The sequence below is a fragment of the Amphritea japonica ATCC BAA-1530 genome (assembly GCF_016592435.1).
In the GTDB taxonomy this organism is placed as follows: domain Bacteria; phylum Pseudomonadota; class Gammaproteobacteria; order Pseudomonadales; family Balneatricaceae; genus Amphritea; species Amphritea japonica.
The window spans coordinates 1,620,895-1,645,534 of sequence record NZ_AP014545.1 but is presented as its reverse complement, the minus strand read 5'-3'; the positions used below and the strand labels follow the sequence as shown (position 1 = coordinate 1,645,534).

General features: G+C 48.2%; 26 protein-coding genes. 8 read left to right on the top strand and 18 right to left on the bottom strand.

The annotated features are described in order from the left end of the window. Window positions 1–7 precede the first annotated feature (7 nt). Window positions 8–883 carry a 4-hydroxy-tetrahydrodipicolinate synthase gene (dapA, locus tag AMJAP_RS07540; protein ID WP_019621649.1) on the bottom strand — a complete coding sequence of 292 codons (876 nt, stop codon included), beginning with the start codon at window positions 881–883 and terminating at the stop codon, window positions 8–10. 226 nt (window positions 884–1,109) lie between these two features. Here dapA and AMJAP_RS07535 point away from each other — a divergent pair, with 226 nt between their 5' ends. Then, window positions 1,110–1,577: a peroxiredoxin gene (locus AMJAP_RS07535; protein ID WP_019621648.1), complete on the top strand. Its 468-nt coding sequence runs from the start codon at window positions 1,110–1,112 to the stop codon at window positions 1,575–1,577. Between the two features lie 47 nt (window positions 1,578–1,624). On the opposite strand, the gene AMJAP_RS07530 is transcribed toward AMJAP_RS07535, so the two are convergent. Beyond that, window positions 1,625–2,704, bottom strand: a complete 1,080-nt coding sequence (locus AMJAP_RS07530; protein ID WP_019621647.1) for an AI-2E family transporter — start codon at window positions 2,702–2,704, stop codon at window positions 1,625–1,627. A 14-nt stretch (window positions 2,705–2,718) separates the two neighbouring features. Then, window positions 2,719–2,955, bottom strand: a complete 237-nt coding sequence (locus AMJAP_RS07525) for a sulfurtransferase TusA family protein (protein WP_019621646.1) — start codon at window positions 2,953–2,955, stop codon at window positions 2,719–2,721. Window positions 2,956–3,077: 122 nt separating this feature from the next. On the opposite strand from AMJAP_RS07525, the gene AMJAP_RS07520 reads away from it, so the two are divergent. After that, window positions 3,078–4,508: a M48 family metalloprotease gene (locus AMJAP_RS07520; protein WP_019621645.1), complete on the top strand. Its 1,431-nt coding sequence runs from the start codon at window positions 3,078–3,080 to the stop codon at window positions 4,506–4,508. Between the two features lie 70 nt (window positions 4,509–4,578). On the opposite strand, the gene AMJAP_RS07515 is transcribed toward AMJAP_RS07520, so the two are convergent. Together AMJAP_RS07515 and AMJAP_RS07510 are read right to left on the bottom strand one after the other, a co-directional pair. Then, on the bottom strand, window positions 4,579–6,063 hold the full coding sequence (locus AMJAP_RS07515; RefSeq protein ID WP_019621644.1) for an alkaline phosphatase D family protein: 1,485 nt from the start codon (window positions 6,061–6,063) through the stop codon (window positions 4,579–4,581). A gap of 183 nt (window positions 6,064–6,246) precedes the next feature. Then, window positions 6,247–7,881, bottom strand: a complete 1,635-nt coding sequence (locus AMJAP_RS07510) for an acyl-CoA synthetase (RefSeq protein WP_019621643.1) — start codon at window positions 7,879–7,881, stop codon at window positions 6,247–6,249. 255 nt (window positions 7,882–8,136) lie between these two features. Here AMJAP_RS07510 and AMJAP_RS07505 point away from each other — a divergent pair, with 255 nt between their 5' ends. Both AMJAP_RS07505 and AMJAP_RS07500 read left to right on the top strand, forming a co-directional pair. Further along, entirely contained in the window at window positions 8,137–9,651 is a 1,515-nt protein-coding gene (locus AMJAP_RS07505) for a PAS domain-containing sensor histidine kinase (RefSeq protein WP_019621642.1), read from the top strand. A gap of 12 nt (window positions 9,652–9,663) precedes the next feature. Next, on the top strand, window positions 9,664–10,272 hold the full coding sequence (locus AMJAP_RS07500) for a response regulator transcription factor (protein WP_019621641.1): 609 nt from the start codon (window positions 9,664–9,666) through the stop codon (window positions 10,270–10,272). 41 nt (window positions 10,273–10,313) lie between these two features. On the opposite strand, the gene AMJAP_RS07495 is transcribed toward AMJAP_RS07500, so the two are convergent. The 12 genes from AMJAP_RS07495 to AMJAP_RS07440 all read right to left on the bottom strand — a co-directional run bounded on the left by AMJAP_RS07495 (window position 10,314) and on the right by AMJAP_RS07440 (window position 20,319). Beyond that, a complete protein-coding gene (locus AMJAP_RS07495; RefSeq protein WP_019621640.1) occupies window positions 10,314–10,601 on the bottom strand; it encodes a hypothetical protein in 288 nt (95 codons plus the stop codon). Window positions 10,602–10,817: 216 nt separating this feature from the next. Next, window positions 10,818–10,997, bottom strand: coding sequence for a hotdog family protein (locus AMJAP_RS07490; protein WP_156815180.1), 180 nt, complete (start codon window positions 10,995–10,997; stop codon window positions 10,818–10,820). A 68-nt stretch (window positions 10,998–11,065) separates the two neighbouring features. Further along, on the bottom strand, window positions 11,066–11,707 hold the full coding sequence (locus AMJAP_RS07485; RefSeq protein WP_156815179.1) for a papain-like cysteine protease family protein: 642 nt from the start codon (window positions 11,705–11,707) through the stop codon (window positions 11,066–11,068). Between the two features lie 464 nt (window positions 11,708–12,171). Next, window positions 12,172–12,852 (bottom strand): RNA polymerase sigma factor, encoded by a 681-nt coding sequence (locus AMJAP_RS07480; protein ID WP_083935317.1) that lies wholly within the window; start codon window positions 12,850–12,852, stop codon window positions 12,172–12,174. 13 nt (window positions 12,853–12,865) lie between these two features. Continuing rightward, window positions 12,866–13,321, bottom strand: coding sequence for a c-type cytochrome (locus AMJAP_RS07475; RefSeq protein WP_019621635.1), 456 nt, complete (start codon window positions 13,319–13,321; stop codon window positions 12,866–12,868). After that, on the bottom strand, window positions 13,318–13,920 hold the full coding sequence (locus tag AMJAP_RS07470; protein ID WP_019621634.1) for a ferritin-like domain-containing protein: 603 nt from the start codon (window positions 13,918–13,920) through the stop codon (window positions 13,318–13,320). The genes AMJAP_RS07475 and AMJAP_RS07470 overlap by 4 nt, the downstream gene beginning before the upstream one ends. Before the next feature lie 442 nt (window positions 13,921–14,362). Beyond that, window positions 14,363–15,166: an alpha/beta fold hydrolase gene (locus AMJAP_RS07465; protein WP_019621633.1), complete on the bottom strand. Its 804-nt coding sequence runs from the start codon at window positions 15,164–15,166 to the stop codon at window positions 14,363–14,365. A gap of 2 nt (window positions 15,167–15,168) precedes the next feature. After that, window positions 15,169–15,588, bottom strand: coding sequence for a PaaI family thioesterase (locus AMJAP_RS07460; protein WP_019621632.1), 420 nt, complete (start codon window positions 15,586–15,588; stop codon window positions 15,169–15,171). Window positions 15,589–15,765: 177 nt separating this feature from the next. Further along, complete coding sequence (locus tag AMJAP_RS07455) at window positions 15,766–16,227, bottom strand: PaaI family thioesterase (RefSeq protein ID WP_236588754.1); 462 nt, start codon at window positions 16,225–16,227, stop codon at window positions 15,766–15,768. A gap of 3 nt (window positions 16,228–16,230) precedes the next feature. Continuing rightward, window positions 16,231–17,889 carry an AMP-binding protein gene (locus AMJAP_RS07450; RefSeq protein WP_019621630.1) on the bottom strand — a complete coding sequence of 553 codons (1,659 nt, stop codon included), beginning with the start codon at window positions 17,887–17,889 and terminating at the stop codon, window positions 16,231–16,233. A 123-nt stretch (window positions 17,890–18,012) separates the two neighbouring features. Continuing rightward, on the bottom strand, window positions 18,013–19,152 hold the full coding sequence (locus AMJAP_RS07445; protein ID WP_019621629.1) for a CaiB/BaiF CoA transferase family protein: 1,140 nt from the start codon (window positions 19,150–19,152) through the stop codon (window positions 18,013–18,015). A gap of 9 nt (window positions 19,153–19,161) precedes the next feature. After that, window positions 19,162–20,319 carry an acyl-CoA dehydrogenase family protein gene (locus AMJAP_RS07440; RefSeq protein ID WP_019621628.1) on the bottom strand — a complete coding sequence of 386 codons (1,158 nt, stop codon included), beginning with the start codon at window positions 20,317–20,319 and terminating at the stop codon, window positions 19,162–19,164. Window positions 20,320–20,577: 258 nt separating this feature from the next. Between AMJAP_RS07440 and AMJAP_RS07435 the strand changes: the two genes are divergently transcribed. From AMJAP_RS07435 to AMJAP_RS07425, 3 genes are all read left to right on the top strand, one after another. Continuing rightward, entirely contained in the window at window positions 20,578–21,087 is a 510-nt protein-coding gene (locus AMJAP_RS07435) for a 2-thiouracil desulfurase family protein (RefSeq protein ID WP_019621627.1), read from the top strand. Between the two features lie 110 nt (window positions 21,088–21,197). After that, window positions 21,198–22,031 (top strand): mechanosensitive ion channel family protein, encoded by an 834-nt coding sequence (locus tag AMJAP_RS07430; RefSeq protein ID WP_019621626.1) that lies wholly within the window; start codon window positions 21,198–21,200, stop codon window positions 22,029–22,031. Window positions 22,032–22,039: 8 nt separating this feature from the next. Beyond that, window positions 22,040–22,486, top strand: coding sequence for a GFA family protein (locus AMJAP_RS07425; protein ID WP_019621625.1), 447 nt, complete (start codon window positions 22,040–22,042; stop codon window positions 22,484–22,486). 39 nt (window positions 22,487–22,525) lie between these two features. Here the strand turns inward: AMJAP_RS07425 and AMJAP_RS07420 are convergent, their stop codons facing one another. Then, the gene (locus AMJAP_RS07420) at window positions 22,526–23,032 is read right to left on the bottom strand and encodes a DUF3087 family protein (protein ID WP_019621624.1); all 507 of its coding nucleotides are present in this window, start codon (window positions 23,030–23,032) and stop codon (window positions 22,526–22,528) included. A 113-nt stretch (window positions 23,033–23,145) separates the two neighbouring features. Between AMJAP_RS07420 and AMJAP_RS07415 the strand changes: the two genes are divergently transcribed. Beyond that, a complete protein-coding gene (locus AMJAP_RS07415; protein ID WP_019621623.1) occupies window positions 23,146–24,579 on the top strand; it encodes a hypothetical protein in 1,434 nt (477 codons plus the stop codon). Window positions 24,580–24,640 lie beyond the last annotated feature (61 nt).

Below are 24,640 nucleotides of genomic sequence, written 5' to 3'. Positions count from 1 at the left end.
GTTAGTTTCAAATAATTTCGCAGGTTTTTAACGCATCACGTACCTGAGAGTGATACGGCTCTGCCAGAACGGTCAGCGGCAGGCGAATGCCCTGCCCCATCATTCCCATTTCTGCCATCGCCCACTTCACCGGAATCGGATTCGCCTCAACAAACATAGCGTTATGCAGTGTTAACAAAGAAGTCTGAATAGCCCGGGCAGCTTCAGCCTCACCGGCAATCGCCAGACGGCATAGCTCGCCCATTTGAGCCGGCGCGACATTAGCGGTTACCGAGATATTACCATCCCCCCCTAACAGCATCAGCTCAACAGCGGTACCATCATCACCCGAATAGATAGCAAACTCTTTTGGCGCGGACTCGATAAGCGCTTTAGCCCTGACCAGATCTCCAGTCGCCTCTTTAATACCAACAATGTTTGGCACAGACGCTAAACGAAGCACGGTCTCAGGCAACATATCGCAAGCGGTCCGCCCAGGAACATTGTATAGGATCTGTGGAATATCCACTGCTTCAGCAATGGCTTTAAAGTGCTGATACAAACCTTCCTGAGTTGGCTTGTTGTAATATGGCGTCACCAGCAGGCAGGCATCAACACCCACTTCTTTGGCTGCTGCCGTCAGTTCAATTGCTTCCCGGGTAGAGTTTGCACCGGTACCAGCAATCACTGGGATAGCGCCACTCACACGCTCCACAACCCGTTTGATAACCTGGCAATGCTCATCACAGTTTAGCGTTGCGGATTCGCCGGTAGTACCGACGGCGACAATTGAATCCGTGCCCTTTTCCAGATGAAAATCTACCACTTTATCCAGCGCGTCCCAATCGACCTCGCCGTTAGATGTCATCGGGGTAACAAGAGCAACAATGCTGCCAGTAATCATCATGGTCTCCATAAAGAGGTGTACAGTTCGGCCTATGGTACTTGCCTGCGTTTACCGGCTCAACCCATTTAAGCTCAATAACATAGCGCAGTCTGAATATTCAAAAAACCGAGCACTAAGGGGCTGCCAAAACTGTTTAATCTGTTATCGTATAAAAAGCGTATCATTCTAACTGATCTCGGTCAGATAAGCGTAGTTTTTAAGACAGATTTTTTAAGGATATAACATGAGTCAGCCAATTATTGATCAAGCAGTAACCGACTTTACCGCTGCGGCCACCAGTGAAACCTCTGTAACCTTGTCTGAACTGAAAGGTTCTAACATTGTTATCTACTTCTACCCGAAAGACAGCACCCCCGGCTGCACCACCGAAGGACAGGATTTCCGCGATCTATTTACCCAGTTTCAGGACGCCAGCACTATCATTTTTGGTGTCTCCCGCGACGGTATGCGAGCCCATGAAAACTTCAAAGCCAAACAGTCTTTTCCCTTCGAGTTAATCAGCGACCCGGATGAGACATTGTGTAAGCTGTTTGATGTTATCAAGTTAAAAAAGCTCTATGGAAAAGAGCATATGGGAATTGAACGCAGCACTTTCCTGATCGATGCAGATGGCGTACTTCGAAAAGAGTGGCGCAAGGTCAAAGTGAAGGGACATGTGGCTGAAGTACTGGAGACGGTCCAGTCACTTTAAACTAAATAAATCCTATAAAAAAAGCCGGCATGTGCCGGCTTTTTTCGTTAATCAGTTTCGGGCCCTGCCTGAATAAACGAATGGCTTTTCGGCCAGGCATTCAAGATTGCCTTAATCAGAGTCGCCAGTGGAATGGCAAAGAAGACACCCCAGAACCCCCAGACACTTCCGAACACCAATACTGCGATAATGATTGATACCGGGTGAAGGTTAACTGCCTCAGAAAACAACAACGGCACCAGCACGTTACCATCCAGCGCCTGAATAATGCCGTAGGCAAGCATCAGGTACCAAAACTCATTAGTCCAACCCCACTGAAAAAAGCCGATCAGAGCAACCGGCAGTGTAACCAGCGCAGCACCAATATAGGGAATTAATACCGACAGACCCACAATAATACCCAGTAGTGCCGCATAGTTTATACCGAGTAACGCGAATGCCAGATAAGTCACCGAACCTACGATAACAATCTCAATTACCTTACCACGCACATAATTCGCTATCTGTTGATCCATTTCGGCCCACACCTGGCTCAGCATCTCTTTTTTCCGGGGAAGGAAAGAAACCCACCAGTTCACCAGACTACTGCCGTCTTTCAGGAAGAAAAACACCAAAATAGGCACCAGTACGACATAAATGAGTAGCGCGACTAAACCGGCAATAGAATTCAACGAATAGGTCACGACCAACTGACCCAACTGGCTCAGCTCAGCGGTGGCGAGGTCAATAATCTGCGTAATCAACTGTTCAGAGAAAACATCTGGGTATTGTTGAGGTAACAGTAATAAGACAGATTTTGCCTGGGCAACCATTCGTGGCAATTCGTTAAACAAATTGATCGATTGCTTCCAGACCAGCGGCATAATAAACAGCATTAATGAAAGCAAAATACCCACAAACAGAGTAAATACCATCAGCACCGAGGCAAAATGAGGCACATTACGCTTTCTCAACCACTCGATCATTCCCTGCATCAGAAACGCCAGAATGATACTTGTAAATACAGGTGTCAGTGTCTGGCCCAAATAAAGTATGACACCCAACGCAGCGGCCAACAGCACCAGTAACAGCATTACCTCTTCATTAGAAAAGTAATTATCGATCCATTTGCTGAAAATTTTTCTCACGCTCTGCTCCCTTGTTAGCCGCGCTGAATAATGTAGGTATACTGACCATCATTGCTGAACGATTCCAGCATCTTATGGTCTGATTGGTCAACAAATGCCTTAAAATCCCGTTGAGAACCGGCATCAGTGGCCACCACTCTGAGGACCTTACCCGGCGCTAGCTTATGCAACACCTGTTTCGCTTTCAAAAGCGGCAGAGGGCAGCTTAGTCCACAGGTGTCGAGTTGTTCATCCCAGCGGGGCTCAGTCATGGAATTTTTTCCAGATACAGGTACGAGGCCAGCAATATATACCAAAAGCCGGGCTAATATAATGCACAATTATGATTAACCCGACCTTACCACCAGAGAAAATGAGCATAAGGATCATAAACTTGCGCACTGGACTTTCACCCTATCTATTAGCCGGCTTGCTGACCCTAAGCCCGCTTTGCGCTATTAAAGCTACCGAGCTACCCGTTATTGCCAACAGTTCCGCCACCATATCATTGGAGCAGGAGTATCAACTGGGGCGTACCTGGGCGCGTTTATTACGTGGCCGGGCACCCGAATATAGCGACCCTCTGGTCGTCAATTATCTGGAGGGACTGTTGTGGCAACTGGCAGCAAACAGTCAGTTACAGGACCACCGTCTTGACCTGATCGTACTGGATAATCCAACCCTGAACGCCTTTGCTGTGCCCGGCGGTGTAGTCGGCATCAACTCAGGTTTATTGCTTGGCGCCAAAGATGAGCAGGAGCTGGCATCGGTCATCGCTCACGAGCTAGCCCACCTATCCCAACGTCATTATGCCCAACAACTAGAAGAGAGCCGGCGTAACACTCCGCTGATATTGGCAGGTATTCTTGCCAGTATTGTGCTGGCTACTGCGGATACCCAGGCAGGTATGGCGGGTATCAGCTCTTCCATGGCAGCGGGTCAGCAAGCTGGGCTTAATTTCAGCCGTCGCAATGAACAGGAAGCCGACCGCATCGGCATGCTTAACCTGGTAAACTCCGGTTTCGATCCCTTTGCAATGCCACGTATGTTTTCCCGCATCCAGCGCTCGAGCCGTTTTCTGGGCCAGAAACCTCCGGAATTTTTACTAACCCACCCGGTGACTGAATCACGTATTGCAGACGCTCAGAACCGCGCAAGCCAGCTGCCACCTCCGGCGTACAAACCCCAGCGGTACGATTTTCAGTTACTCAAAAAACGGATCGAAGTTTTCTATGCCAGCGACCAGCAACAACTAATAAAAAGCTATCGTGAAAGCGCAGCAGATGACGCGTTAAGCAGCTATGGTCTGGCTATGGCGCTGATCAAATCAGGCCAGTATATACAAGCACAGACCACTTTGGAGAACCTGCCAGCTAAGCTTCGTCAGCACCTTTACATTCGGCTTACCAGCGCCGAACTAGCCCTGGCAAGTGGTAACGTAAAACAAGCGATACAACAATTGAACGGCCTTAACGATGTGTATCCTGACAGTTACCCGGTCAGTCAGCTGTATGCTAAAGCGCTGGCCGCTGATAACCAGTTCAAAAAAGCGGCCAGCGTTCTCACCAGGCTAAGCCAGCAGCAGCCAAATAATAGCTATATCTGGTACGAACTGTCTGAAATACGTGGTCAGGCAGGCGATACACTAGGGGTTCACGAAGCCCGCACCGAGTATTTTCTTCTTACCGGCAACACCACTAAAGCCCTGCGACAGATTGAGTTTGCTCTGCGCGAGAAAAATCTAAGCCACAGTGATATAGCGCGGCTTGAAGAACGCCAGCGGGAAGCGGAATCTATAAGGGATGAGATCAAGAATGCCTTTTAAGCAGTCTGATTACGACGCTAGTTAGGCCGCACACTTGAGCTGTCAGATGACAGCTCTGTCGCTCAAAGCATCACTGAATAGGGAAGTAAGGTTTATCTTTTCCCTCACTTTCCCAGTTCACCCAAAGCTTATGATCACTGCCTACTTTCAAGGTGACGTAGTTACGACAACGAATATATTTATCCGAAGCAAACGGGCTCAGCATCGAAATCTGAATATCCCGGTTTTCATCCAGATACTCGTCCCGGTCATTAGTTACAGCCATGATACCGATCCATTGAAGTTTACTGGGGGCTGGATGAACAATACCCGAGGAAACGACCTGATGAATCTTACAGCTTCGGGCCTTATCATTGATCACGCCGATGCAACCCAGATGTACGTCTCCTGACAAAATGACGGTTTTACTCTCGCTATTCACATCGGCACGGCGTTTAGCACTATCCAGCAATCGATGGATCAATCTCGCCCTCTCCCCCTGATGCTCCTTTGAACGCCAATGGTCCTTTAGGTCGTCGGTCAGCTCTTCCTCCCATGGCGTCGCATCAAGCACCCCCTCCGCAAAGGTAAAATCACGATACACAACCGGCACGGCAGAGAGTACTAACAGATGCCCGTCTTCATCCAGGTTATCCAGATAACGGTTAAGCAACGGCCACTGTGCATCACCACTCATCACCTGCTTCAAAGAGCGTTCGGTACGGTTATCCAGTGTCAGAATATGATAGTTACGAAATCTGAACGCTGACGCATAATGCTCTGCATCCTGTTTCAGGAGTGCTGTATTCTCCCGGGAGCGAACCTGAAACAACTCAAAATACCGCTTAGCTGTTTTAAAAATCAACTGAAAAACATCACAGCTCTGTAGCGCTTTGGGGAAGCTTCCCCAGCCATCGAAAATATCATGATCATCCCACATCATCACCGAAGGAACCGAGGCTAGCATCAGACTCATCTGCTCATTACTCCAGCGATCCTGATAGAGGCGATCATAAAAACGATCTACCTGTGCCTGTAGTGTTTTTGAGGCTTTACGTGCAATCTTCTTTTTGTAGGATAGATCGTTCCACTTTCTCAGTTCGGCGACTTCGGTCCAGAGGCTATCAGCGTATAACTGATCACCGCCCATTAGCATGATCGAGACAGCCTCAGTCAGGTGCGCTTTCGCCATCTTCTTCCACAACCGAAAAGGCTTCTGAGTTTTATGCATCAGATCAAGTGAGGAAAAACCGTTACAGGAGGTATAAACAATCTTCGGTTCTTCGCGTCGCCCAGGTGAATAAAGTTGCCAATGGTCACGGCCATTTCGGCAACAAGCCAGCTCACCTGCAATTAAAATCTGATAAGTGATCGTTTTTCCATCCTCGGCCACCGGTAAATCGATACTAACGCGCCACACCCTGGACGACGGCGTATCACCAATCTGCTGACATGCCACGACTCGACCATCGAAGTTAACTTCAGTTTCAACAATACCCGGCTCAGTGGAAAAGCACAGTGTATACCGGGTGTCTGACTCTACTCCCAATACTGGCCCTAGTTTCAGTTTATTCATAAGAAGATCTCCCTGTCCTTATATGAGCATGAAAAGGTTCAATAACCCGAAGCGTTGCAATCCCAGGCTAACGCTCAGGATAGATGAGTCTGCGCAGATAAAACAAAAAAAGAGGCCAAAAGGCCTCTTTTAAATATTTATCAAATTAAAAATTTTGCTCTCTTACCGTTCATCCACGCATCATTACGCTGACGAATTTGCTTTATCACGTAAAACAAATTTCTGAATTTTACCGGTAGAGGTTTTAGGCAACGCACCAAAAACAACTTTTTTTGGTGCTTTAAAATTGGCCATGTTTTCCCGGCAGAAATCGATAATTTCCTGTTCGGTGACTTCAACTCCATCTTTCAGACTGACGAATGCACAGGGCACTTCTCCCCATTTATCATCATCGCAAGCAACCACAGCCGCTTCCATAACATTTCGGTTACGATACAGAACATCTTCCACTTCAATGGAGGAAATGTTTTCTCCGCCTGAGATGATAATGTCCTTAGAGCGATCTTTAATGTCGATGTAGCCATCCGGATGCCACACCGCCAGATCACCAGAATGGAACCAGCCACCCTCAAAGCTTTCCTCAGTCGTTGTTGGGTTCTTCAGATAACCCTTCATAACCAGATTACCCCGCATGAAAATCTCCCCCATAGTCTCGCCATCCTGAGGCACTGGCTCCATCGTCACCGGATCAGCGACCATCAAACCATCAAGCATCGGCGCTCGGACACCCTGACGGGATTTCAGCCGGGCAATCTCTTCATCACTGCGATCGTTCCATTCCTGATGCCATTCACAAACAACCGATGGACCATAGGTCTCTGTCAGGCCATACACATGGGTTACACTGAAGCCCATCCCTTCCATGCCTTGAATAACTGCTGCAGGTGGCGCAGCACCTGCCGTCATCACTTTCACAGCATGGTTGATACCTGCTTTCATCTCTTCCGGTGCATTATTCAGCATATTCAGGACAATAGGAGCCCCGCAGAAGTGATTCACCTTCTCATCTTTGATCGCTGCATAAATGTCGTCGGCCCGTACATGGCGCAGACATACACTCACGCCAGCAGACGCTGCCAGACTCCAGGGAAAACACCAGCCATTACAATGGAACATCGGCAAGGTCCAGAGATATACCGGATGCTGACCCATGTTCCATGAAACGATGTTACTCATTGCGTTAAGGTAAGCCCCTCGATGGTGATACACCACCCCTTTAGGATTACCCGTTGTGCCTGAGGTGTAGTTAAGACTGATTGCGTCCCACTCATCGCCCGGCATCTGCCAGTTAAACTCAGAATCACCCTTACCGATAAAAGCCTCATAATCTGAGCTACCGATTAATTCACCGCCCTCGTAGTAAGGATCATCAATATCAATAACCAGTGGCCGGTGTGGAATCATTTTCAGTGCTTTACTGATCACCTCTGAAAATTCCCGGTCCACAATCACAACTTTGGCTTCCGCGTGCTGCAAAATAAAAGCGATCGCTTCAGCATCCAGACGCACATTCAATGCATTCAACACCGCACCGCACATCGGCACGCCAAAATGCGCTTCGAACAGTTCAGGCAGGTTTGGTGCCATCACTGCGACTGTATCACCCTTACCTATTCCATTCTGGCTCAATGCGCTGGCCAGCTGGCGGCAACGTGTATAGGTTTCAGACCAGCTACGTTTAGTTTGCTGGTGAATGACCGCCGTATGATTAGGAAAAACAGACGCGGAACGTTCAATAAAAGTTAGAGGACTCAGCGCAGAGAAATTCGCCGCGTTTTTTTCCAGCCCGAACTGATAGGGATTCGAGTGTGTTGACATAGTTGTTGGCCCTGAAAATTGCCACGCCTGGATTTAACCGAAAACCGTAGCATTGTTGTTCTTACTTTTAGCGCTTTCATCAGTCATTTGAATTTAAAGAATTCAAATGAACAGCTCATAGCTAACACCGACATAAGGGTTTACACTTATTGCATCAATTATGATACGTAATTACCCTGATTTAACAAGCTAGTCTTAAGTCAAATGCTCTCAGGGACCGCCCCTGAATAGAGATTCCCTGATCAGTGAGATTCAATGAGTATAGAACAAGATCTTAAAGCGATCAGTGATATGGATGAGGGAGAGCGCTCCCGTTTCCTGGTAGAACAATCTACCGACATGATCTCCCGCCATACCCCTACAACCGAGTGGACCTTTCTCGATGTCAGCCCGGCGGTTGAACGGATGCTCGGCTATACCGTCGATGAAATGATCGGTACAGCAGGCTACGACCTGTTTCATCCGGAAGATGCCGACAACCTGATAAAACGTTCTGACTCAGTACGTTACCGTAAAGGGATGTACACCAATGTTTACCGTTATAAACACAAAAACGGTCACTATATCTGGCTCGAAACCACCAGCCGTACCTTAAGAGATACCGAAGGCAAACCCATTGAAGTGGTTTGTGTCTCTCGTGATGTGACCGAGCAAACGCTGGCACAGCAGGCCACTCGCCGTCTGGCCCGAGTGGTTGAAGCGTCTTCCGACATGATTATGTTCTGTAACCATAAAACGATGCAGCTCACCTATATGAACGAGGCAACCTACATCACGCTGGGCACAGAAAAAGAGAACCCTGTCGTGTTCTATCTGGAGCAAATGTTCGAACCCAAAACATTCGCATCTCTGGTACAGGATGCGCTGAATCACGCAGCCTCTCATGGCACCTGGTATGGCAGCATTCAGATGCAACTGCCCTCCGGGAGAGACCGCACAGCAGAGATACGGGAAGTTATTGCTCATCGGAATCTAAACGATGATATGCAAGTAGAGTATTACTCTATTATCGGCCGGGATATCACCCTCCGCCGGAAAGCTGAAGACGAAATGAAACGTAACCAGCTGGAAATGGCCCACATTGCCCGGCTACTCTCGGTGGGTGAAATGGCATCAGGACTGGCCCATGAGATAAATCAGCCACTGGCTGCCATTCTCAATTACTGCCGCGGCTCGATGCGACGTATTGAAGAAGGACGTATATCCTCGGTCGACGAGATAGGTAAGTCGATGGAGCTGATTACCCGACAGGCCAAACGGGCTGCAGAAATTGTTAAACGGATGCGTAGTTTCGTTAAGAAAACAGAATACCAGCGCATGGAATTCTCCCTCAACGAGAGTTGCAGGGAGATTGCCGAATTCCTCAAGCAGGAAGCATTGGACCACAACACCTCATTCGAATTTGAGCTGGAAGGCGGCGAACAGTTAATCGTGGCCGATAAAATTCAGATCGAGCAGGTACTGGTCAATCTGATCCGTAACGCGATAGAAGCCTATAACGACTGTGAAAAAAATCATCGACCCGTTATCATCAGCACTCGCAAAGCAAAAGATTATGTCTATATCTCAGTGGCAGATCATGCCGATGGCATCAGCGCTGAGGTATTAGCGAAACTGTTTGAACCCTTCTTTACGTCCAAATCCACAGGGCTTGGCATGGGGCTATCAATCTCCCGCACCATTATCGAGGCCCATGGTGGGCAATTATGGGCAGAAAGTGATGATCAAACAGGCACCCAGTTTCATATAAAGATTCCTGCAAAGGGATAGGATCTAAGATAAATGAGTAGATACAACGGTACCGTTTTCATTGTTGATGACGATGATGACTTTCGAGATTCCATGCAGTGGTTGTTGGAAAGTGATGACCTGCCCGTCGAGAGTTTCTCCTCTGCCCGGGATTTCCTGAGCAATTATAAGGGCGACAAAGGCTGTATGTTACTGGATGTACGGATGCCTGAAATAAACGGACTCGCGTTGCAACAGATTATGCTGGAACGAGAGATCAACCTACCCATCATCGTGCTCAGTGGCCACGGGGATATTCCTATGGCCGTCACCGCGATGAAAAACGGTGCCATCGATTTCCTCGAAAAGCCCTTTGATGATGAAGTCCTGATCCCGCTGGTACAGAACGCGTTGAAAAAAGCCGATGTGATGTTTGCCGATCAGCAACAGCAAGAGCAGATAATCAAACGCTACGAAGACTTAAGCCGTCGAGAACGGGAAGTCATGACCCTGGTAGTATCAGGAAAATCCAATCGTGAAATTGCTGAAGAGCTGGGCATCAGTCCGAAAACCGTTGAGGTTCACCGCTCCAGAGTAATGAGTAAAATGCACGCAGAAAGCCTGCCAGATCTGGTCAATCAGGCCGCTCAGTTAGAAAACTGAGCGGTTGTTGACATAGGTTAAGCAAGAACCTCCGGCGTGTTTTAAAACCACTGTTCAATTCTTATGATGCCATTCCAGACCTTTCCCAACAGGGAAGGAAAAAAGCGCGGTATAAATAGAGAAACAAAGGCGAAACAAGCCAGGATTAGCCAGAAGCCTGTTGCACCAATGAACGCTCCGCCTGGCCCCCACAGGGCTAACTGCTTGTTTGTCGCAAACCACAATAGTGCAGCTGTTGGCACTGCAAACAATGCAGCTGCTAACTGGCCCATTAGGAAACTAATCAACGGGCCTTCCGGCTTCTCATTCCTTTGACAGCGTCTGCTCATTTGATCTCCATATAACGTTAACGCCAAACACAGAATAGCACCGTATCCATCTTCTCTATCAATCAATAATCCACTGTACAGACATAGCTGACGCTAGCTTAGCGCCATCCTTATCTTCAGCCATAGCTTCAAAAAACAGTTGTCGTTTCTTTTTCTCAATAAACCGTGCTGTCACATAGATATAGCCAAGATCTGGCGTGATAACCTTCCCATATTTTATTTCCATATAGCGGGTAAAATTAGGGGGGTGAAACCAGCATACTCAGTGGACCACTGAGTATTATCCACAATTGCCGATACGACACCACCCTGCATAGTGCCGTAGGGATTCAACTGCTCGGTTAGGATGGGAAACCTATTGATCAGTACCTTATTCTCGGCGTCATTACTAATCACCTCTCCCTGCATTGCGTCAAACACAGGAGGTGGAAAATTAGTTTCGTCGGTTCGCCTATATACGTTTGCTAAAGCCTTTCAACATAAACTTGTGTCATGAACATTAACCTTGACTGAAACTCGTTCCAGGAGAGTTTCTGCCTTGATGGACTACCAGGCCACGGATCACGTAAAACAACTCCGTTTAAGATCGGATTATTAAATTGGTCTACTGAGTAATAAACGGCTGTAAGAACTACAGCGTGACCAATACCTCCATTAGGATTTCGAAGACCAACTATTAAAGGCCACTTATTTGCCAATGCTTGCACAAGCTCTCTACCTGAAGATGTATATGGTTTTGCATAAATAGAGGAGCTACGGCCTCTATTATCGGGAGCCCATCCTGTTAATGCGTTCAGAATTTGATTGGAGTTTGCAGGCTGGTCGATTTGACCGCCATAGATTTTTTGGACTACTTGCTCTTGAGAAACATAGAGCCCATGGTAATTAAGAACCATTTGAATAGAGGCTGCCCAACACCAATTAGCCTGCCGCTGCCTCCCATTTTTATTTGGTGATGCAAAATAGTCAAACTCACCCGACTGAATTCCAGCAACAAATAGATTTTGCTGAAGCTGATAAATATCTGCATTAGATATAGCGCTGTGAGCCATAATAAAGCTCATAGCTAAGATACGCATTAGTCCTTTCAATTTCATTTTTTCCATTTCTTGGTACTTAACCCAAGCCACGTAAAGGACTAATAAAATTGATTTTTTAGCAGCCCTTGCCCGCTACGCGATCTTTATTGTTTTAAATATTTCATGTCAACGCCACAACTGCCACAAAAAAATGAAATATAAATGATTATCCCCCTCTTACATCTGCATGAATAATTTTTCCTCAGGAATAAAAACGAGTAGTTAACACGAAATATACTTCCCCTCTGTGTGACTGGCTTAGCAGCGGATTAAGCAAGGACTGTTTGTGGGTGTGTTAAGGCCACTTATTTTTAATAAATGGCGCAGCGCCGTTTCTAAGCGAAACACCCAGGGAAGTCGCTGCGCCCGCGCCCGCCCGGCAGGCCGGGCTGTGATATTGGATTTATTACAAAAATGAATGAACGGTGTAAATTGAAGCCATAAAAAGAGCCAGCGTAACTGGATAGACCCAATCACTCTGCCCCCTTTGTTTACCGTTGATTGATCCGTGCTAAGACGTTGCTGACAACTGCATCACAATGCTCACCCGCAAACTCAAACACATCAAGGCCTGCTGCTTGAATATGTAGTTCTAACTGTTGGCGAAGCTTCTTTTTCGCTCTGGAATATCGTTTTTTAACGACATCAATTTCCAGATCAAGCGAGATCGCTGTTTCCTGCGTTGTTAATTGCTGTACACCCCGCATCACAAACACACTGGCATAACCATCAGGTAACTGATCAATAGCTTGCTCAATTATTGTCGTCAATTGCCCTTGCGCCAAAATCTCAGAAGGCCCCTCTTTATTTAAAGAGAGTGGTTCATGATCCTGAATGGAACAGATATCGACAAGTTTATTTCTACGTATTCGCATAAGCGCCTCGTTGCGTACGATACGAGACAACCAGCCCACAAACCCATCGGGCCCGGAAAACTGCGCTAGTTTTTCATAGGCAACAACATAGCTGTCCTGAAGAATATCCATCGCATCGGAGTCGTTTTTACACAGGCTACGCGACAAACGAAACAGTCTTTGGTTATAGCGCCTCATTATTGGCTCAAAGGCCGCTGAATTACCCGACCGGACACGAGTTATTAATTCTAAATCCGACTCGGAGAAATATTCTGCATGTAGCCTATTCGATGCTAATGCCTGTATTGAATAATCCATATAGATCCTATCTTCATTCACAATCTTTATGCTCTGGCGCCAATGTGACCAGATAGTCAATCAACTGCGTTCTGACACTGGCATCAGGGATGCCCGCGAAAGTCATCGAGGTTCCAGGCACCATTTTAGTTGGTGCCTCAAGAAACAGGTCGAGAGCTTGCCGATTCCAACGTAGAGATGATGCTTTTAAGGCCTCACTGTACTGGTAACCTTCCTGACTACCGGCCTGCCGACCGAACACACCACAGTGCATAGGGCCGGTGCGGTTGTAACCGGGAGAATGGCAACCCAAACACATTGCATAGTGAGCCTTTCCAGCCTGTACTGATATGGTTGTCTGCACCTCTGAAAGCGGCCTGGAAAGAGGCTTTGAAAGCAGGCCCAGTGCCTGCTCTTCCGCGAGTATGCCGCTATTCCATATACTCAATATACAACATACAAATACCGGCAGCACACGGCGATATATCATGAAAAGAATGCACCCGGCACTGGATCAAGCCCTAGCACCTGCCTTAATACCGCCCAATGCATGGCTTCATCCGCAAGGATACTGGCTGCGGCTTTAGATAATTCTCGCTGCTCAAACAGCGGTATTGCCCCGGCATAGGCGCTGACAGCTCCCCGCTCCAAACTAGCCGCAAATGTTAAAACATCAGTTTCTGATTTAAGTTTTTCAACTGGAAATTCATACTTCGCCAGCGGGTCTACCGCCTCAGCACCTAATGACTTAATCGCTTGGGTCAGGGCATCGATGTGTTCTTTATGATGGCCTTGAAACTGTACTGCGACATTCAATACTGGCGTTGATAACAAGCCACTTTCCGCACCCAATTGATAGGCTGCTACAGCTTCATGCTCCGCAGCGATCGCTGTATTGATAATTTGAATATCAATCATTGTTTGCTTATCTGATGCACTCGCCACTTTAGCGTTAAGACCTGACAACATAGCGAGGCTCATCGCCGAGAGTGTTAACTGCCCTCCCGAACGAAAAAAACTTCGGCGACTGGGAACTTCTAGCGTAGTAGCAGATGACGTTTGAACTTGCTGTGACAATAATTTTGACATAAGGCTCTCCATTACGACTAAAAAGATTAGGTATACCCATAAAGATGCGTCGCGAAGGAAAAGGTGACAAAAACTTTTAATTTTTTACTCTTTGCTGTTGGGTTGGCAGAGATGAAGCATCGTCACGTACAGTCCGACGATGTTATTTAGAGGGGATGTGGAATTTTTCAGATGCTACCAAGCGCCATCATAGTACTCCCCATCATATGTATTTGTTGGCAGACTGTATGACAGATCGATTTTATGTAGTGACTGCTGCTGATGAGACAGAAGAACACTACGATGATATCAAAGTGCTCTTCAGGATAAGTATTTTAGTTGGAATGCCCCCCATCAACTTATAGACAATCCTTTAAGGTTAGGTCATATCAGTGCTCAGATATCAGCACGGACTAATGCATATCAACACAGTCAGATCTCAATGCCCCATCGAATAACGAGCTTATAAATCCAAAGATTCAATAAACGCCTGCATCGCTGCCAGCGTCGCAGCGGATGCCTGAAGATGCGGTACATGACCACAGCCGGGAAGAAAAAGCGCGTCTGCTTTCTCGCCAATGCCACTGACAATATCTTCAACCTGTGCCACTTCCCCATACTGATCATCAGCACCCTGAATAATCAGTGCCGGACAGGTTATCTGATTCAGATAGCCGGTCAGATCTAAAGGCTGAAATCGATCTCGCAGCCAGGTTTCACTCCAGGCCCGAAATATCAGATCGGTACGCTCACCGTGATAGCGGGCCAGCCGCTCAGGCAACTCAGTGGTTTTATACAACTCAACCGCTTCGACAATACCGGCGGTGGTTAACGCATCAATACGAATATGCGCCGCTTCAGTAATAATAGCGACAATCCGATCCGTCAGACAGGCTGCGCCTACCAGTGCAATCGAGCCTCCATCGCTGTGGCCGACCAGAATAACCTGCTTCAGCCCCGCAGCATCCAGGACCGGCTGGAGCCAGTATTTTCCCTCTTCCTCCAGATAATCATCCGGGCGTGGTAGTGTAATCGGTGATGAGCGTCCATACCCCCGGCGCTCATAGACCAACAGATCCAACCCGGTCGCTTCCGCCAGCTGTTGCGGAAAGTTTTTCCACATACCGATATGCCCTAACGCCTCATGCAGCAATACCAGCGTTGGTTTGTCTTTAGCTGTATTGTCAGCATGACAACCGTGCAAGCCGAATATCTCAGTACCATCCGCCAGGGTAAACAGGCGTTCCTGCCACTCAATAGACGCCATCGTTAACGCTCCACGGGAATTGAATAAGTTAATGTGGTGTGTGCGACTATCTCTTCGCAACCCTCTGACCGAATCCACACTTCTCCGACCGCCAGTCGCTTACCGACTTTCATCAGATTACAACGGGCTACCAGATCCCGCCCGGATTCAGGCTTATTCATGAAGTTGATATTCAGATTAGTCGTCACCGCCAACGGAACCAGACCAATCTGCCCCAACAATGCGGCATACATACAAACATCGGCCAAGGCCATCATTGACGGTCCTGAAACCGTACCACCGGGGCGCAGATGTTCATCATCTACCGGTAGCCTCATCTCCGCCCAGGCATCGCCCATGCCAGTTAAGACACCAAACTTTTCACCCTGGGGAAAATGTTCGTTCAAGAAAACGTTCATCTCCTCAACTGTTATGACAGGCATAGAAAACTCCGTAATTTTTTATTATTTGTCTTACTGTCAGTGATATTTCTATCAGGCTATATGAGACAAGCTGCTAACCCGTCGCTGACGTCTTAGCAGGGTCTTTCAATACTGTTTTTTTAAGAGACGAGAGATCATGGCAGTGTTGAGAGGCACACTGTATGTCAATTTAAAGCATCAACGCTTATCAACCACCGCCAGGGTAACGGTCGCTTTTGAGACCAGCTCAGCTTTCTCTCCCGCGAGACAAAAGAGTTCTGACTCTGCAATGATCAGTTGCCTACCCGGCTTAAGCACCCACGAACGGCAGTACAACTGTTCACCTTTGGCCGCCCTGAGCAGATTTACTTTAAACTCAGCGGTTAAAATTATCTGCCCTTCGGACAGCAACGTGGCCGCCGCTGTGCCTGCTGTATGATCTGCCAGCGTGGCCTGCACGCCGGCATGGACGTAACCATCCTGTTGCAGGTGTTGTGCCTGCAACAGCACCCTTGATTCACAGCGCCCCGCTTCAAACGAGACAAGTTCAAAATCCAGGTGGCGCACAAAAGGTGCCTGATAGAAAACCCGTTCTACCTCTTCGGCGAAGTCAGGATTTCGTATCTGATACCCAACGGGGGTTGACGGCAGATCAGGCACCACTTATGCCAACCCATCCGTCTCATCTTTAGCTTTATTGCGCAGAATAAAGCGTTGAATCTTACCACTTGGCGTCTTTGGCAGTTCCTCCATAAACTCTATTTCACGGGGGAACGCATGGGTCGATAGCCGATTACGTACATGGGTTTTTAATTCAGCGGCCAGCTCATCACTTGGCTCATATTGTGACTTCAGCACCACGTAAGCTTTGATAATCGCACCCCGTTCAAGATCCGGTTTACCGATTACACCACTTTCAGCTACAGCATCATGCTCCAACAATGTACTTTCAACATCCGATGGCCCAACCCGATAACCCGCCGTGGTGATAATATCGTCATCCCGGCCGTTAAATGAGTGGCTGCCATCGCCGTGGCTGACCACTACATCACCGGTCAGATAATACTTACCCCGGAACGGATTCTTTTCACCCCAGGTGTACCCCGGAAAGAAGAACAGTGGTGATTTTTCCATATCTACTGCCAACTCACCGATCTCGCCTTCGCCCAGCTCATTCAGGTCATTATCCAGCGTGACAATCCGATGCCCTGGCATAGAGAAGCCCATGGAACCGACCCGCACAATTCGCTGCTCAAGCTCATGGTGATTACAAGCGGTCATACCGGTTTCAGTCTGACCGTAGTGATCCATTACCGGGCAGCCTAAGCGACGTTCAACCCAGCCAATCACCTCCGGATTCAGTGATTCACCAGCACTGCTGGCCAGCCGCAGGTTAAAGCTGTCATCCCCTTCAAGAATGTGGTCATTCGCCATCAGCAAACGATACGCGGTCGGTGCTGCAGCCAGGTTGGTTATTTTATACTTACGCAACATGCCATAAGTAGTTTCCGGCGTAAAAGCGTTCTCATTGAAGTGAGTGGTGTTGCCCAGCAGCAATGGGCCGACCACTGCGTAATAAAGGCCATAAGCCCAGCCTGGATCGGCTACATTCCAGTAGCTATCTTCAGGCAGCAATCCCACCGCATAACGCATGTAAACATAGAATGACAACAAGGCACGGGCTGGTACTGCAACCCCTTTAGCTTTACCTACGGTACCCGAGGTAAACATCTGCAGGAACGGATCATCAGCGCCGATTTTTACCGGTTCAAAATCACTGCTTTGAGCGGCTAATTCGGCTTCAAAATCAGGCAGATCAGCATATTTAGCATCCGCTATACCACGATTAAACAACAGCACCGGCGGGCAACCATTGACACTGTCCAGCTTGGATACATTATCCGGATCGGTCACCAGTAACTTAGTCTCGGCCTGGGTGACACGATATTCGATAGCCCCGGCACCAAATGCGGTAAACAGCGGCTGGTATACAGCGCCTGCTTTGAGCGTACCCAGCACTACTACCAGCAATTCGGGGGTTCTCGGCATCAGACAGGCAACTCGATCACCCTTACCGATACCTTTGCTCTTCAGTAGATTGGCAAATTGAGCCGCGCGCTGCTGCATCTCGGCAAATGTATGACTGGAGGCTTCCCGGGTAACCCCTTCATAGTTAAGCGCAACCCGATCAGGATTCTCTGCCCAGCGATCACAGATCTCTTCACAGACGTTAAAACCCTCTTTGAGACTACCTACCAGCTTTTCCTCTATCAGGGCTGGTGTAAAAGAGTCATAAAAATCCTGATAATTAGAAATAGTCATTATTAGCCTCTTATCTTGTTTATTCAGGCCCAGCAGGGTTTTCCAGCTGCTGGTACTTAAAATTAACTCACAACTATCGAACAAATACGGTCAATAGTTCTTGCAAACGGGTGCTGTAACTCATCAATCAAACAAACCCGCTAAACGAAGTTTCTCTATCTCTGAGGCGTTATAGTTCAACCCCTCCATTACTTTTTCAGTCTGCTCGCCACAGCGGGGCGCAGGCCTTATTGTTTCTTGGGCAAACCCTAATGCAGAAGCGATCTGCTGTTCTCCACTCGGCTGCGTGACAATCATATTGCGCGCGGCAAACTGTGGATGAGATGCAGCTTCAGATACCGTCAGTACCGGTTCAACACAGATATCCAGGTCGGCCAGCTGGTCGCACCAGTTGGCTAAATCCTGCCGCCTGAATTTCTGCTGTAGCAGGGTTTTAAACTGAGCCGTTTCCAGAGGGGGTTGGTCCGGTATATTCAGCGCATTCGCCAAACCCTTGCGAAACTGGGGTTCCAGGCTTCCGACAGCTATATACCTGTCATCGGCGGTACGGTAGTAATCGTAAAAACTACCGCCATTGAGAAAATTGCTTTCGGGTGTGGGATCTGCCCCGCCATTCAAAGCGCCGGGGGCCATTAACGCCTGCATTGCCAGAGTATTATCGGCCATAGAGATATCGATATAACAACCCTCACCCGTCGAGTGACGCCCAATAACGGCTGCCAGAATGGAGATCACTGCAGGATGGGAGCCTGCGGCAACATCGGCAACCTGCAGTCCCATCGGCGCAGGACCTGCGTCCATACGTCCCATATGACTGGCAGCACCGGATAACGCTAAATAATTCAGATCATGCCCGGCTTTATCACGATAGGGACCGGTCTGACCGTACCCCGTTAGTGAACAGTAGATAAGCGCCGGATTAGCCGCTTTCAACGTATCGTAATCCAGCCCTAAACGAGCCATGACACCTGGCCTGAATTGCTCAATCAAAATATCGTATTCAGCAACCAGTTTCGCAATCAGTTTACTTGCCTCCGGGTGCTTAAGATTAAGTGCAATCGAGTCTTTACCGCGATTAAGATAACTAAAAGCGGCAGACTGTCCATCAACCTGGGGTGTCATATTACGCACCAGATCAGGTCGGGACGCTGATTCAACCCGTAACACCTCAGCCCCGAGATCGGCTAGCAACATCGTTGCATAAGGCCCCGGCAACAAGGTCGACAGGTCAAGTATTTTTAATCCCTTAAGCGGTAAGTTCACTGTCACACCTCAGCCTGCAGCCTGTAGAATTTCACGAGCAATGATCAGGCGCTGCACCTCACTGGTGCCTTCATATATTGAAGTAATCCGCACATCCCGTGTCATGCGTTCCAGGGGGTATTCCTGCATATAGCCATAGCCGCCCAATAACTGCAGCGCGGAATAACAGGCCTGATTCGCTTTTTCGCTGGCAAACAGCTTTGCCATGGAGGCTTCTTTTGCATAACTCAGGCCGCGTTCTTTCCGATCCGCCGCACTCATCAATAACAACCTGGCGGCTTCTAATTCAGTCATTCGGTCAGCCATCATCCATTGCAAGCCCTGAAAGTCTGCTATCGGCTTACCAAACTGCTTCCGCTCTTTGGTGTAGGCAACGGCGTATTCCATAGCGGCCAGGCCAATTCCCAATGCAAGAGAACCAATACCGATACGTCCACCTGCCAGTTCAGTAACCGCGATACGGAAACCTTCATTCAGGTTACCCAAAATCGCAGAATCCGGAATCTCGCAGGCGTCAAAGTGAACTTCGTTAGTCGCAGATCCGTGCTGGCCCATCTTCTTTTCAGCAGGCCCAATCGTAATGCCATCCGCATCTGCGGGTACCAGGAAACACGTGATACCCTTGCCTTTTCTGGCCTCTGCATCAGTGACGGCCCAAACCACAAAAACCCCGGCAAACTCTGCGCTTGTGATCCACTGTTTAGTTCCTGATATGGCCCAACCAGTATCAGTTTTGATTGCTTTAGTGCGCATGGAAGCAGGATCTGATCCCGCTCCGGCTTCAGTCAGGCAAAAACTACCGCTGAGATATTCGCCGCTGCAAATTTTTGGCAGATACTGCTGCTTTTGTTCGTCACTACCCACTACTTGTATGACTTCAGCAACCATGTTCGTTACCGACATGGTAACTGCCGTCGATGCACAGGCTTTAGCAACCTCGGTCACAGCCAGACTAAAGGCAACGGAACCGGCTTCAGTGCCACCATAATCAGCATCGATATTCAGGCCCATAAATCCAAGCTCTGCCAGTTGCTGGCAGTGACCTCTGAGAATACTTCGATCTTTAGTCTGATCCAGTGCTTCTGCCTGCGGTGCCAATTCGTTTTCTGCAAATCGTTTCGCGGCATCCTGAATCATCTGCTGCTCTTCAGTGAAACTCAGATCCATTGGGTATTCCTGTTCTTATTATTTATGACCTCACAGAACCACCCAGGCGCTATAAGGGTATTCCCCTAAGTATATACCCAGAACAACCCCCGCCGTAAACAGAAAACTGAAGTTTTTTTCATACGCCAAATACCGATCTGTGCATATTTCTCCTGCCTTAGATCATATAATCGTCATATTCGTGCTTTAGTTTTATTGCTCTATGCCTCATAGCTGTTAGAATCCGCGCCGACACTTAATATCTGAACAAACTGAATTATGAATAAAAAAAATAAAATACTGATCAGTGCGTGTCTACTAGGGAACAAGGTCCGTTTTGATGGTAAGGACAACCTAATAGATAACGATTTAATACACCGTTTAAACAGACAAGGACGCCTTGTATCTGTCTGCCCTGAAATTGAGGGAGGCTTACCGATTCCCCGCCCGCCTGCTGAAATCCAGGATAAATTTCCGCTGCGCATCACCGGCATTAACGGTGAAGACGTTACCCCACAATTTTTAGCTGGGGCAGAACGAGCCATCGAGATTGCTGAGCGAGAAAACTGTTGCTGTGCACTGTTAAAATCCCGCAGCCCCTCCTGTGGTAACCTTGAAGTCTATGATGGTAATTTTACCGGTACAATCAAAGCTGGTTCCGGTGCTACTGCCGATGAACTTATGCGTAATGGACTTCCGGTATACAATGAAAGGCAGCTCGATCAATTCATCGAATTCATTGAGTTGCTGGACAGTAGTGAACCTGAGTTAGGTCTCCGCGCCAGCTAAGGAAGCCAGGATCAAGTCCCTGGGTTAATCAAATGGACTGTGCATAGCTTTCCCACCATTTGCTGCCCGGCGCTGTATTGCCGGTGCACCGGAGTCAGGAGACGCCCCCCATGATTCAGGAAGAACTTGCCACACTGACCCACTTTTACGGTCTGATCATCGATTTCTTTGTCAACTATAGCTTTCAGGTAATCGGGGCGGTGATCATTTTGATCATCGGCCTTATTGTCGCCCGCTGGGTAGGAAGACTCACGCTACGCCTCTGCCTGCGCCACAACGTAGATGTCACCCTAAGCAACTTCATCAGCAGTACTATCAAACTCTTACTGATAACGATGGTTGCCGTGATCTGTTTAGGTAAGTTTGGCATTAGCGTTGCCCCTTTTATAGCGGCGATCGGTGCAATCTCTCTAAGTATAGGTCTCGCGCTTCAAGGGGTTTTTTCAAATTACGGAGCAGGCTTTACCATCATCATTACCCGCCCCTTTGTCGTGGGCAATACTATTCGTTGTAACGACGTGTGCGGTGTCGTTGAAGAGATTCACCTGGCTTATACTCAGCTTTCAACTGAAGATGGTGAAGTTGTCACCATCCCCAACAAACATATTGTCGGCGAAGTACTGATTAACAGTTTTGAAAATACTATCGTTGAGGCATCTATCGGTATCAGCTACGCAGCCGATCCGGATAAAGCAATCGAGCTGATCAAAGCATTACTGGAATCTAACAGCGCTGTGGTTCAAACGACGGCACCACAGGTCGGCATTGCCGATTTTGGCGACTCCTCGGTGAATATTGCCTACCGTTACTGGGTACCTTCAAAGCAGCTGTTTGAGATACAATTTCAGGTAAATAGCGCAATCTATAGTGCGTTCCGCGAAACGGGCATTGAGATACCATTCCCTCAACGCGAAGTAACCCTTAAGACAGTTTTACAAGAATAGGAGCGGTTATGAACGATACGACTCTTGATAACAACCAGCAGGAAGAGGCTATTCAGGGTAGCTGTCTCTGCGGTGCAGTTACCTATCAATACACCGGCGAACCTAAAGGCTTCCAATACTGTCACTGCTCACGTTGCCAAAAGGTCAGCGGCAGCGCACACGGCTCAATTATGTTCGTTAAGCCCGAGCAATTCAGCTGGCTCAGCGGCGAAGCTCTGGTTCATCGTTTTGAAGTACCCGAAGCAAAGTTCTATGCCTCCTGCTTCTGTAGCAATTGCGGCTCCTCTCTTCCCTGGGAAGTAAAAGGTGCTAATAATATCGCCATCCCTGCAGGTACATTAGATAAAGACCCCGGCATCAAACCCCGCCGTAATATTTTCTATGATTCAAAAGCCAGCTGGTTCGAATCCAGTGGTGACCTGAAGTGTTTCTCTGAAGGTCCGGAACGCAAATAAAAAAGGCCCCTCAGGGCCTTTTTTAATATCAACCGCGTATCAATACTTATCCAGCATCTCCGGCTTAAAATCATCGGTACTGATTGAAAAGCCATGCTCATCGATCACCTTCTGAAGCTCCCGCATCGATTTATGCAGATCTTCCATAGTGATCGTATTATTATCCAGGTTGTATAACTGTTCAGAGCCATTATAACTCCAGTTCATGATGACCATCGCATCCCGATCGCCCGTCTCAATCGAGGCCTTAACCTTTTTCTGTTTGCGATAGATCCGGTTCAGCATCTGCTTAAGATCCCATACGTAGATCACTTCATACATAAATTCATGATCTCTGTTACGACGCAGCAGAGAGACAATTACAATACCCCCAACGACAACGCCAGCCAGATTGAGCCAGAAATTACTACCGTCAGCATTACCGACCAATTGGATCAAGATTGTCGATACTGATAAAGCGATCACCATGAGCACAATCACAATGCCGATCATGATCTGCTTATAATGTTTAGCGTACCGCTCTTTATTAATCTTTTTCAGCTGCATATCTGTATACCGGAATAAATGAATGGCGCGATTATAGTCGCTACGAGGTGTGGCTCCAAGGTAACAGATCAACTATCTTGTAAGCGCCATAAAAATATCCGATGAGAAGCCTGATGTATCGTTTTACATTAATCCTGCTAGCGGCCCTGATTGCGACCGGGTGCAGCTATAATCGACAACCGGAACTGCCAGAAAGCCAGCTGTCTGGCGACAATTGCGTTGCGGCACTACAGGAGATGCAGCAACTCAGTCTAAGCTATACCGGTTTCCAGCAAGGCGAACAGGTGGACGGCGCTCCCTGGTTGCGCAGCAACCGTTTAGTTGACTACTTCATCCGTCAGAATGAACTTTCTGAACCACAGCTGGCTGACCTGCTTAATTATATGTCGCTGCAGGCAATCAACGGGCTAACACTGGAGTTCCAGCTTCTCCCGGCAGCACAGCAACAGCAATGGCAGCGTCAATATAAGATCACAGACCCCGGCCACTACATCGACCGTTGCAGCCGACAGCTGGTTCAGCAACAAATAGGTATGCCACATCAATCCCTACGTTTCCTGCAACAGCAGTCGACAGATGATGACTATCAGTCGCTTGCCAGAATATTGGGATTATATCCGCTGACCGCTCTACTCTTTAAACAGGGCGTCATCCAGGAACACCACTGGCTATCCCGGCAACCGGAAGCACTGCAACACAGTACATGGACTATCTATGGACCGCAGATCACCCAGACAAAGACACCGGATCTGCAAAAACTGCCGGTAAACAGCCTGGGAATTCCAACCCTTAACACAACCCAGCGACAGGCACTCATTGAGTACCATGCACCACTATGGCAGCTTCCGGATACCCTCCCGGTAAATATTCCGGGGCAACCCTACTGGGACGCCAATACGCTCAAGGTTGATCAGCAACCGGTCAGCTTCAACTACATCAGCCACGGCGTTCATCATAACCAGACAACCCTGCAACTAAATTACCTGATCTGGTTTCCGGAACGCGCACCTGAAGGTCGCTTTGACCTGCTCGCTGGCCAGCATGATGCGGTACTGTTTCGCGTTCACCTGACACAGTCCGGGAAGTTATTGGCCTATGACAGTATTCATCTATGCGGTTGCTGGTACAGCCTCATTCTGCCCCGAACAGAAGACTTTCAGGAAAAAGGTAAGCTCTACCGGGAACCCACCTTTGTACAACGTACCGAACCCGGTCGGCAACTTATCTCCCTGACGTCTAACAGTCATCTGTTAATCGCCAGCCAGAAGGCTGACACAGCATTGTCGCTACAACACCAATACCAGTTACGCCCGTTCAGTGATCTGCTGCAACTAAACTCAGGCTCCATCCGCCGCTCAGCATTTAACCGGCAAGGGTTTGTAGCAGGCTCAGAGCGCCCCGAGCGCTGGTTCTTCTGGCCTATGGGAATCCGTAACCCAGGCGCACTGAGACGCCCCGGTGATCATGCGATCCGCTTTGTTGGCAAGCTTCATTTTGATGCCCCTCTGATTTTAGAAAAGCTCGGTGTTGGCAAAGAAGCGGACTGATTTAAACTGATTTCCTATTTTCCCTCTCTGCCCCTTGTTCAAAAGGCTGACCCCACCTAAA

Coding starts and splice junctions, on each gene's coding strand:
- AMJAP_RS07430 (WP_019621626.1), top strand. CDS start 21,198: ATGATTCAGGAAGAACTTGCCACACTGACCCACTTTTACGGTCTGATC.
- AMJAP_RS07510 (WP_019621643.1), bottom strand. CDS start 7,881: ATGTCAACACACTCGAATCCCTATCAGTTCGGGCTGGAAAAAAACGCG.
- AMJAP_RS07435 (WP_019621627.1), top strand. CDS start 20,578: ATGAATAAAAAAAATAAAATACTGATCAGTGCGTGTCTACTAGGGAAC.
- AMJAP_RS07440 (WP_019621628.1), bottom strand. CDS start 20,319: ATGGATCTGAGTTTCACTGAAGAGCAGCAGATGATTCAGGATGCCGCG.
- AMJAP_RS07425 (WP_019621625.1), top strand. CDS start 22,040: ATGAACGATACGACTCTTGATAACAACCAGCAGGAAGAGGCTATTCAG.
- AMJAP_RS07450 (WP_019621630.1), bottom strand. CDS start 17,889: ATGACTATTTCTAATTATCAGGATTTTTATGACTCTTTTACACCAGCC.
- AMJAP_RS07535 (WP_019621648.1), top strand. CDS start 1,110: ATGAGTCAGCCAATTATTGATCAAGCAGTAACCGACTTTACCGCTGCG.
- AMJAP_RS07480 (WP_083935317.1), bottom strand. CDS start 12,852: ATGGATTATTCAATACAGGCATTAGCATCGAATAGGCTACATGCAGAA.
- AMJAP_RS07525 (WP_019621646.1), bottom strand. CDS start 2,955: ATGACTGAGCCCCGCTGGGATGAACAACTCGACACCTGTGGACTAAGC.
- AMJAP_RS07485 (WP_156815179.1), bottom strand. CDS start 11,707: ATGGAAAAAATGAAATTGAAAGGACTAATGCGTATCTTAGCTATGAGC.
- AMJAP_RS07495 (WP_019621640.1), bottom strand. CDS start 10,601: ATGAGCAGACGCTGTCAAAGGAATGAGAAGCCGGAAGGCCCGTTGATT.
- AMJAP_RS07460 (WP_019621632.1), bottom strand. CDS start 15,588: ATGCCTGTCATAACAGTTGAGGAGATGAACGTTTTCTTGAACGAACAT.
- AMJAP_RS07505 (WP_019621642.1), top strand. CDS start 8,137: ATGAGTATAGAACAAGATCTTAAAGCGATCAGTGATATGGATGAGGGA.
- dapA (WP_019621649.1), bottom strand. CDS start 883: ATGATTACTGGCAGCATTGTTGCTCTTGTTACCCCGATGACATCTAAC.
- AMJAP_RS07470 (WP_019621634.1), bottom strand. CDS start 13,920: ATGTCAAAATTATTGTCACAGCAAGTTCAAACGTCATCTGCTACTACG.
- AMJAP_RS07465 (WP_019621633.1), bottom strand. CDS start 15,166: ATGGCGTCTATTGAGTGGCAGGAACGCCTGTTTACCCTGGCGGATGGT.
- AMJAP_RS07415 (WP_019621623.1), top strand. CDS start 23,146: ATGTATCGTTTTACATTAATCCTGCTAGCGGCCCTGATTGCGACCGGG.
- AMJAP_RS07475 (WP_019621635.1), bottom strand. CDS start 13,321: ATGATATATCGCCGTGTGCTGCCGGTATTTGTATGTTGTATATTGAGT.
- AMJAP_RS07515 (WP_019621644.1), bottom strand. CDS start 6,063: ATGAATAAACTGAAACTAGGGCCAGTATTGGGAGTAGAGTCAGACACC.
- AMJAP_RS07500 (WP_019621641.1), top strand. CDS start 9,664: ATGAGTAGATACAACGGTACCGTTTTCATTGTTGATGACGATGATGAC.
- AMJAP_RS07420 (WP_019621624.1), bottom strand. CDS start 23,032: ATGCAGCTGAAAAAGATTAATAAAGAGCGGTACGCTAAACATTATAAG.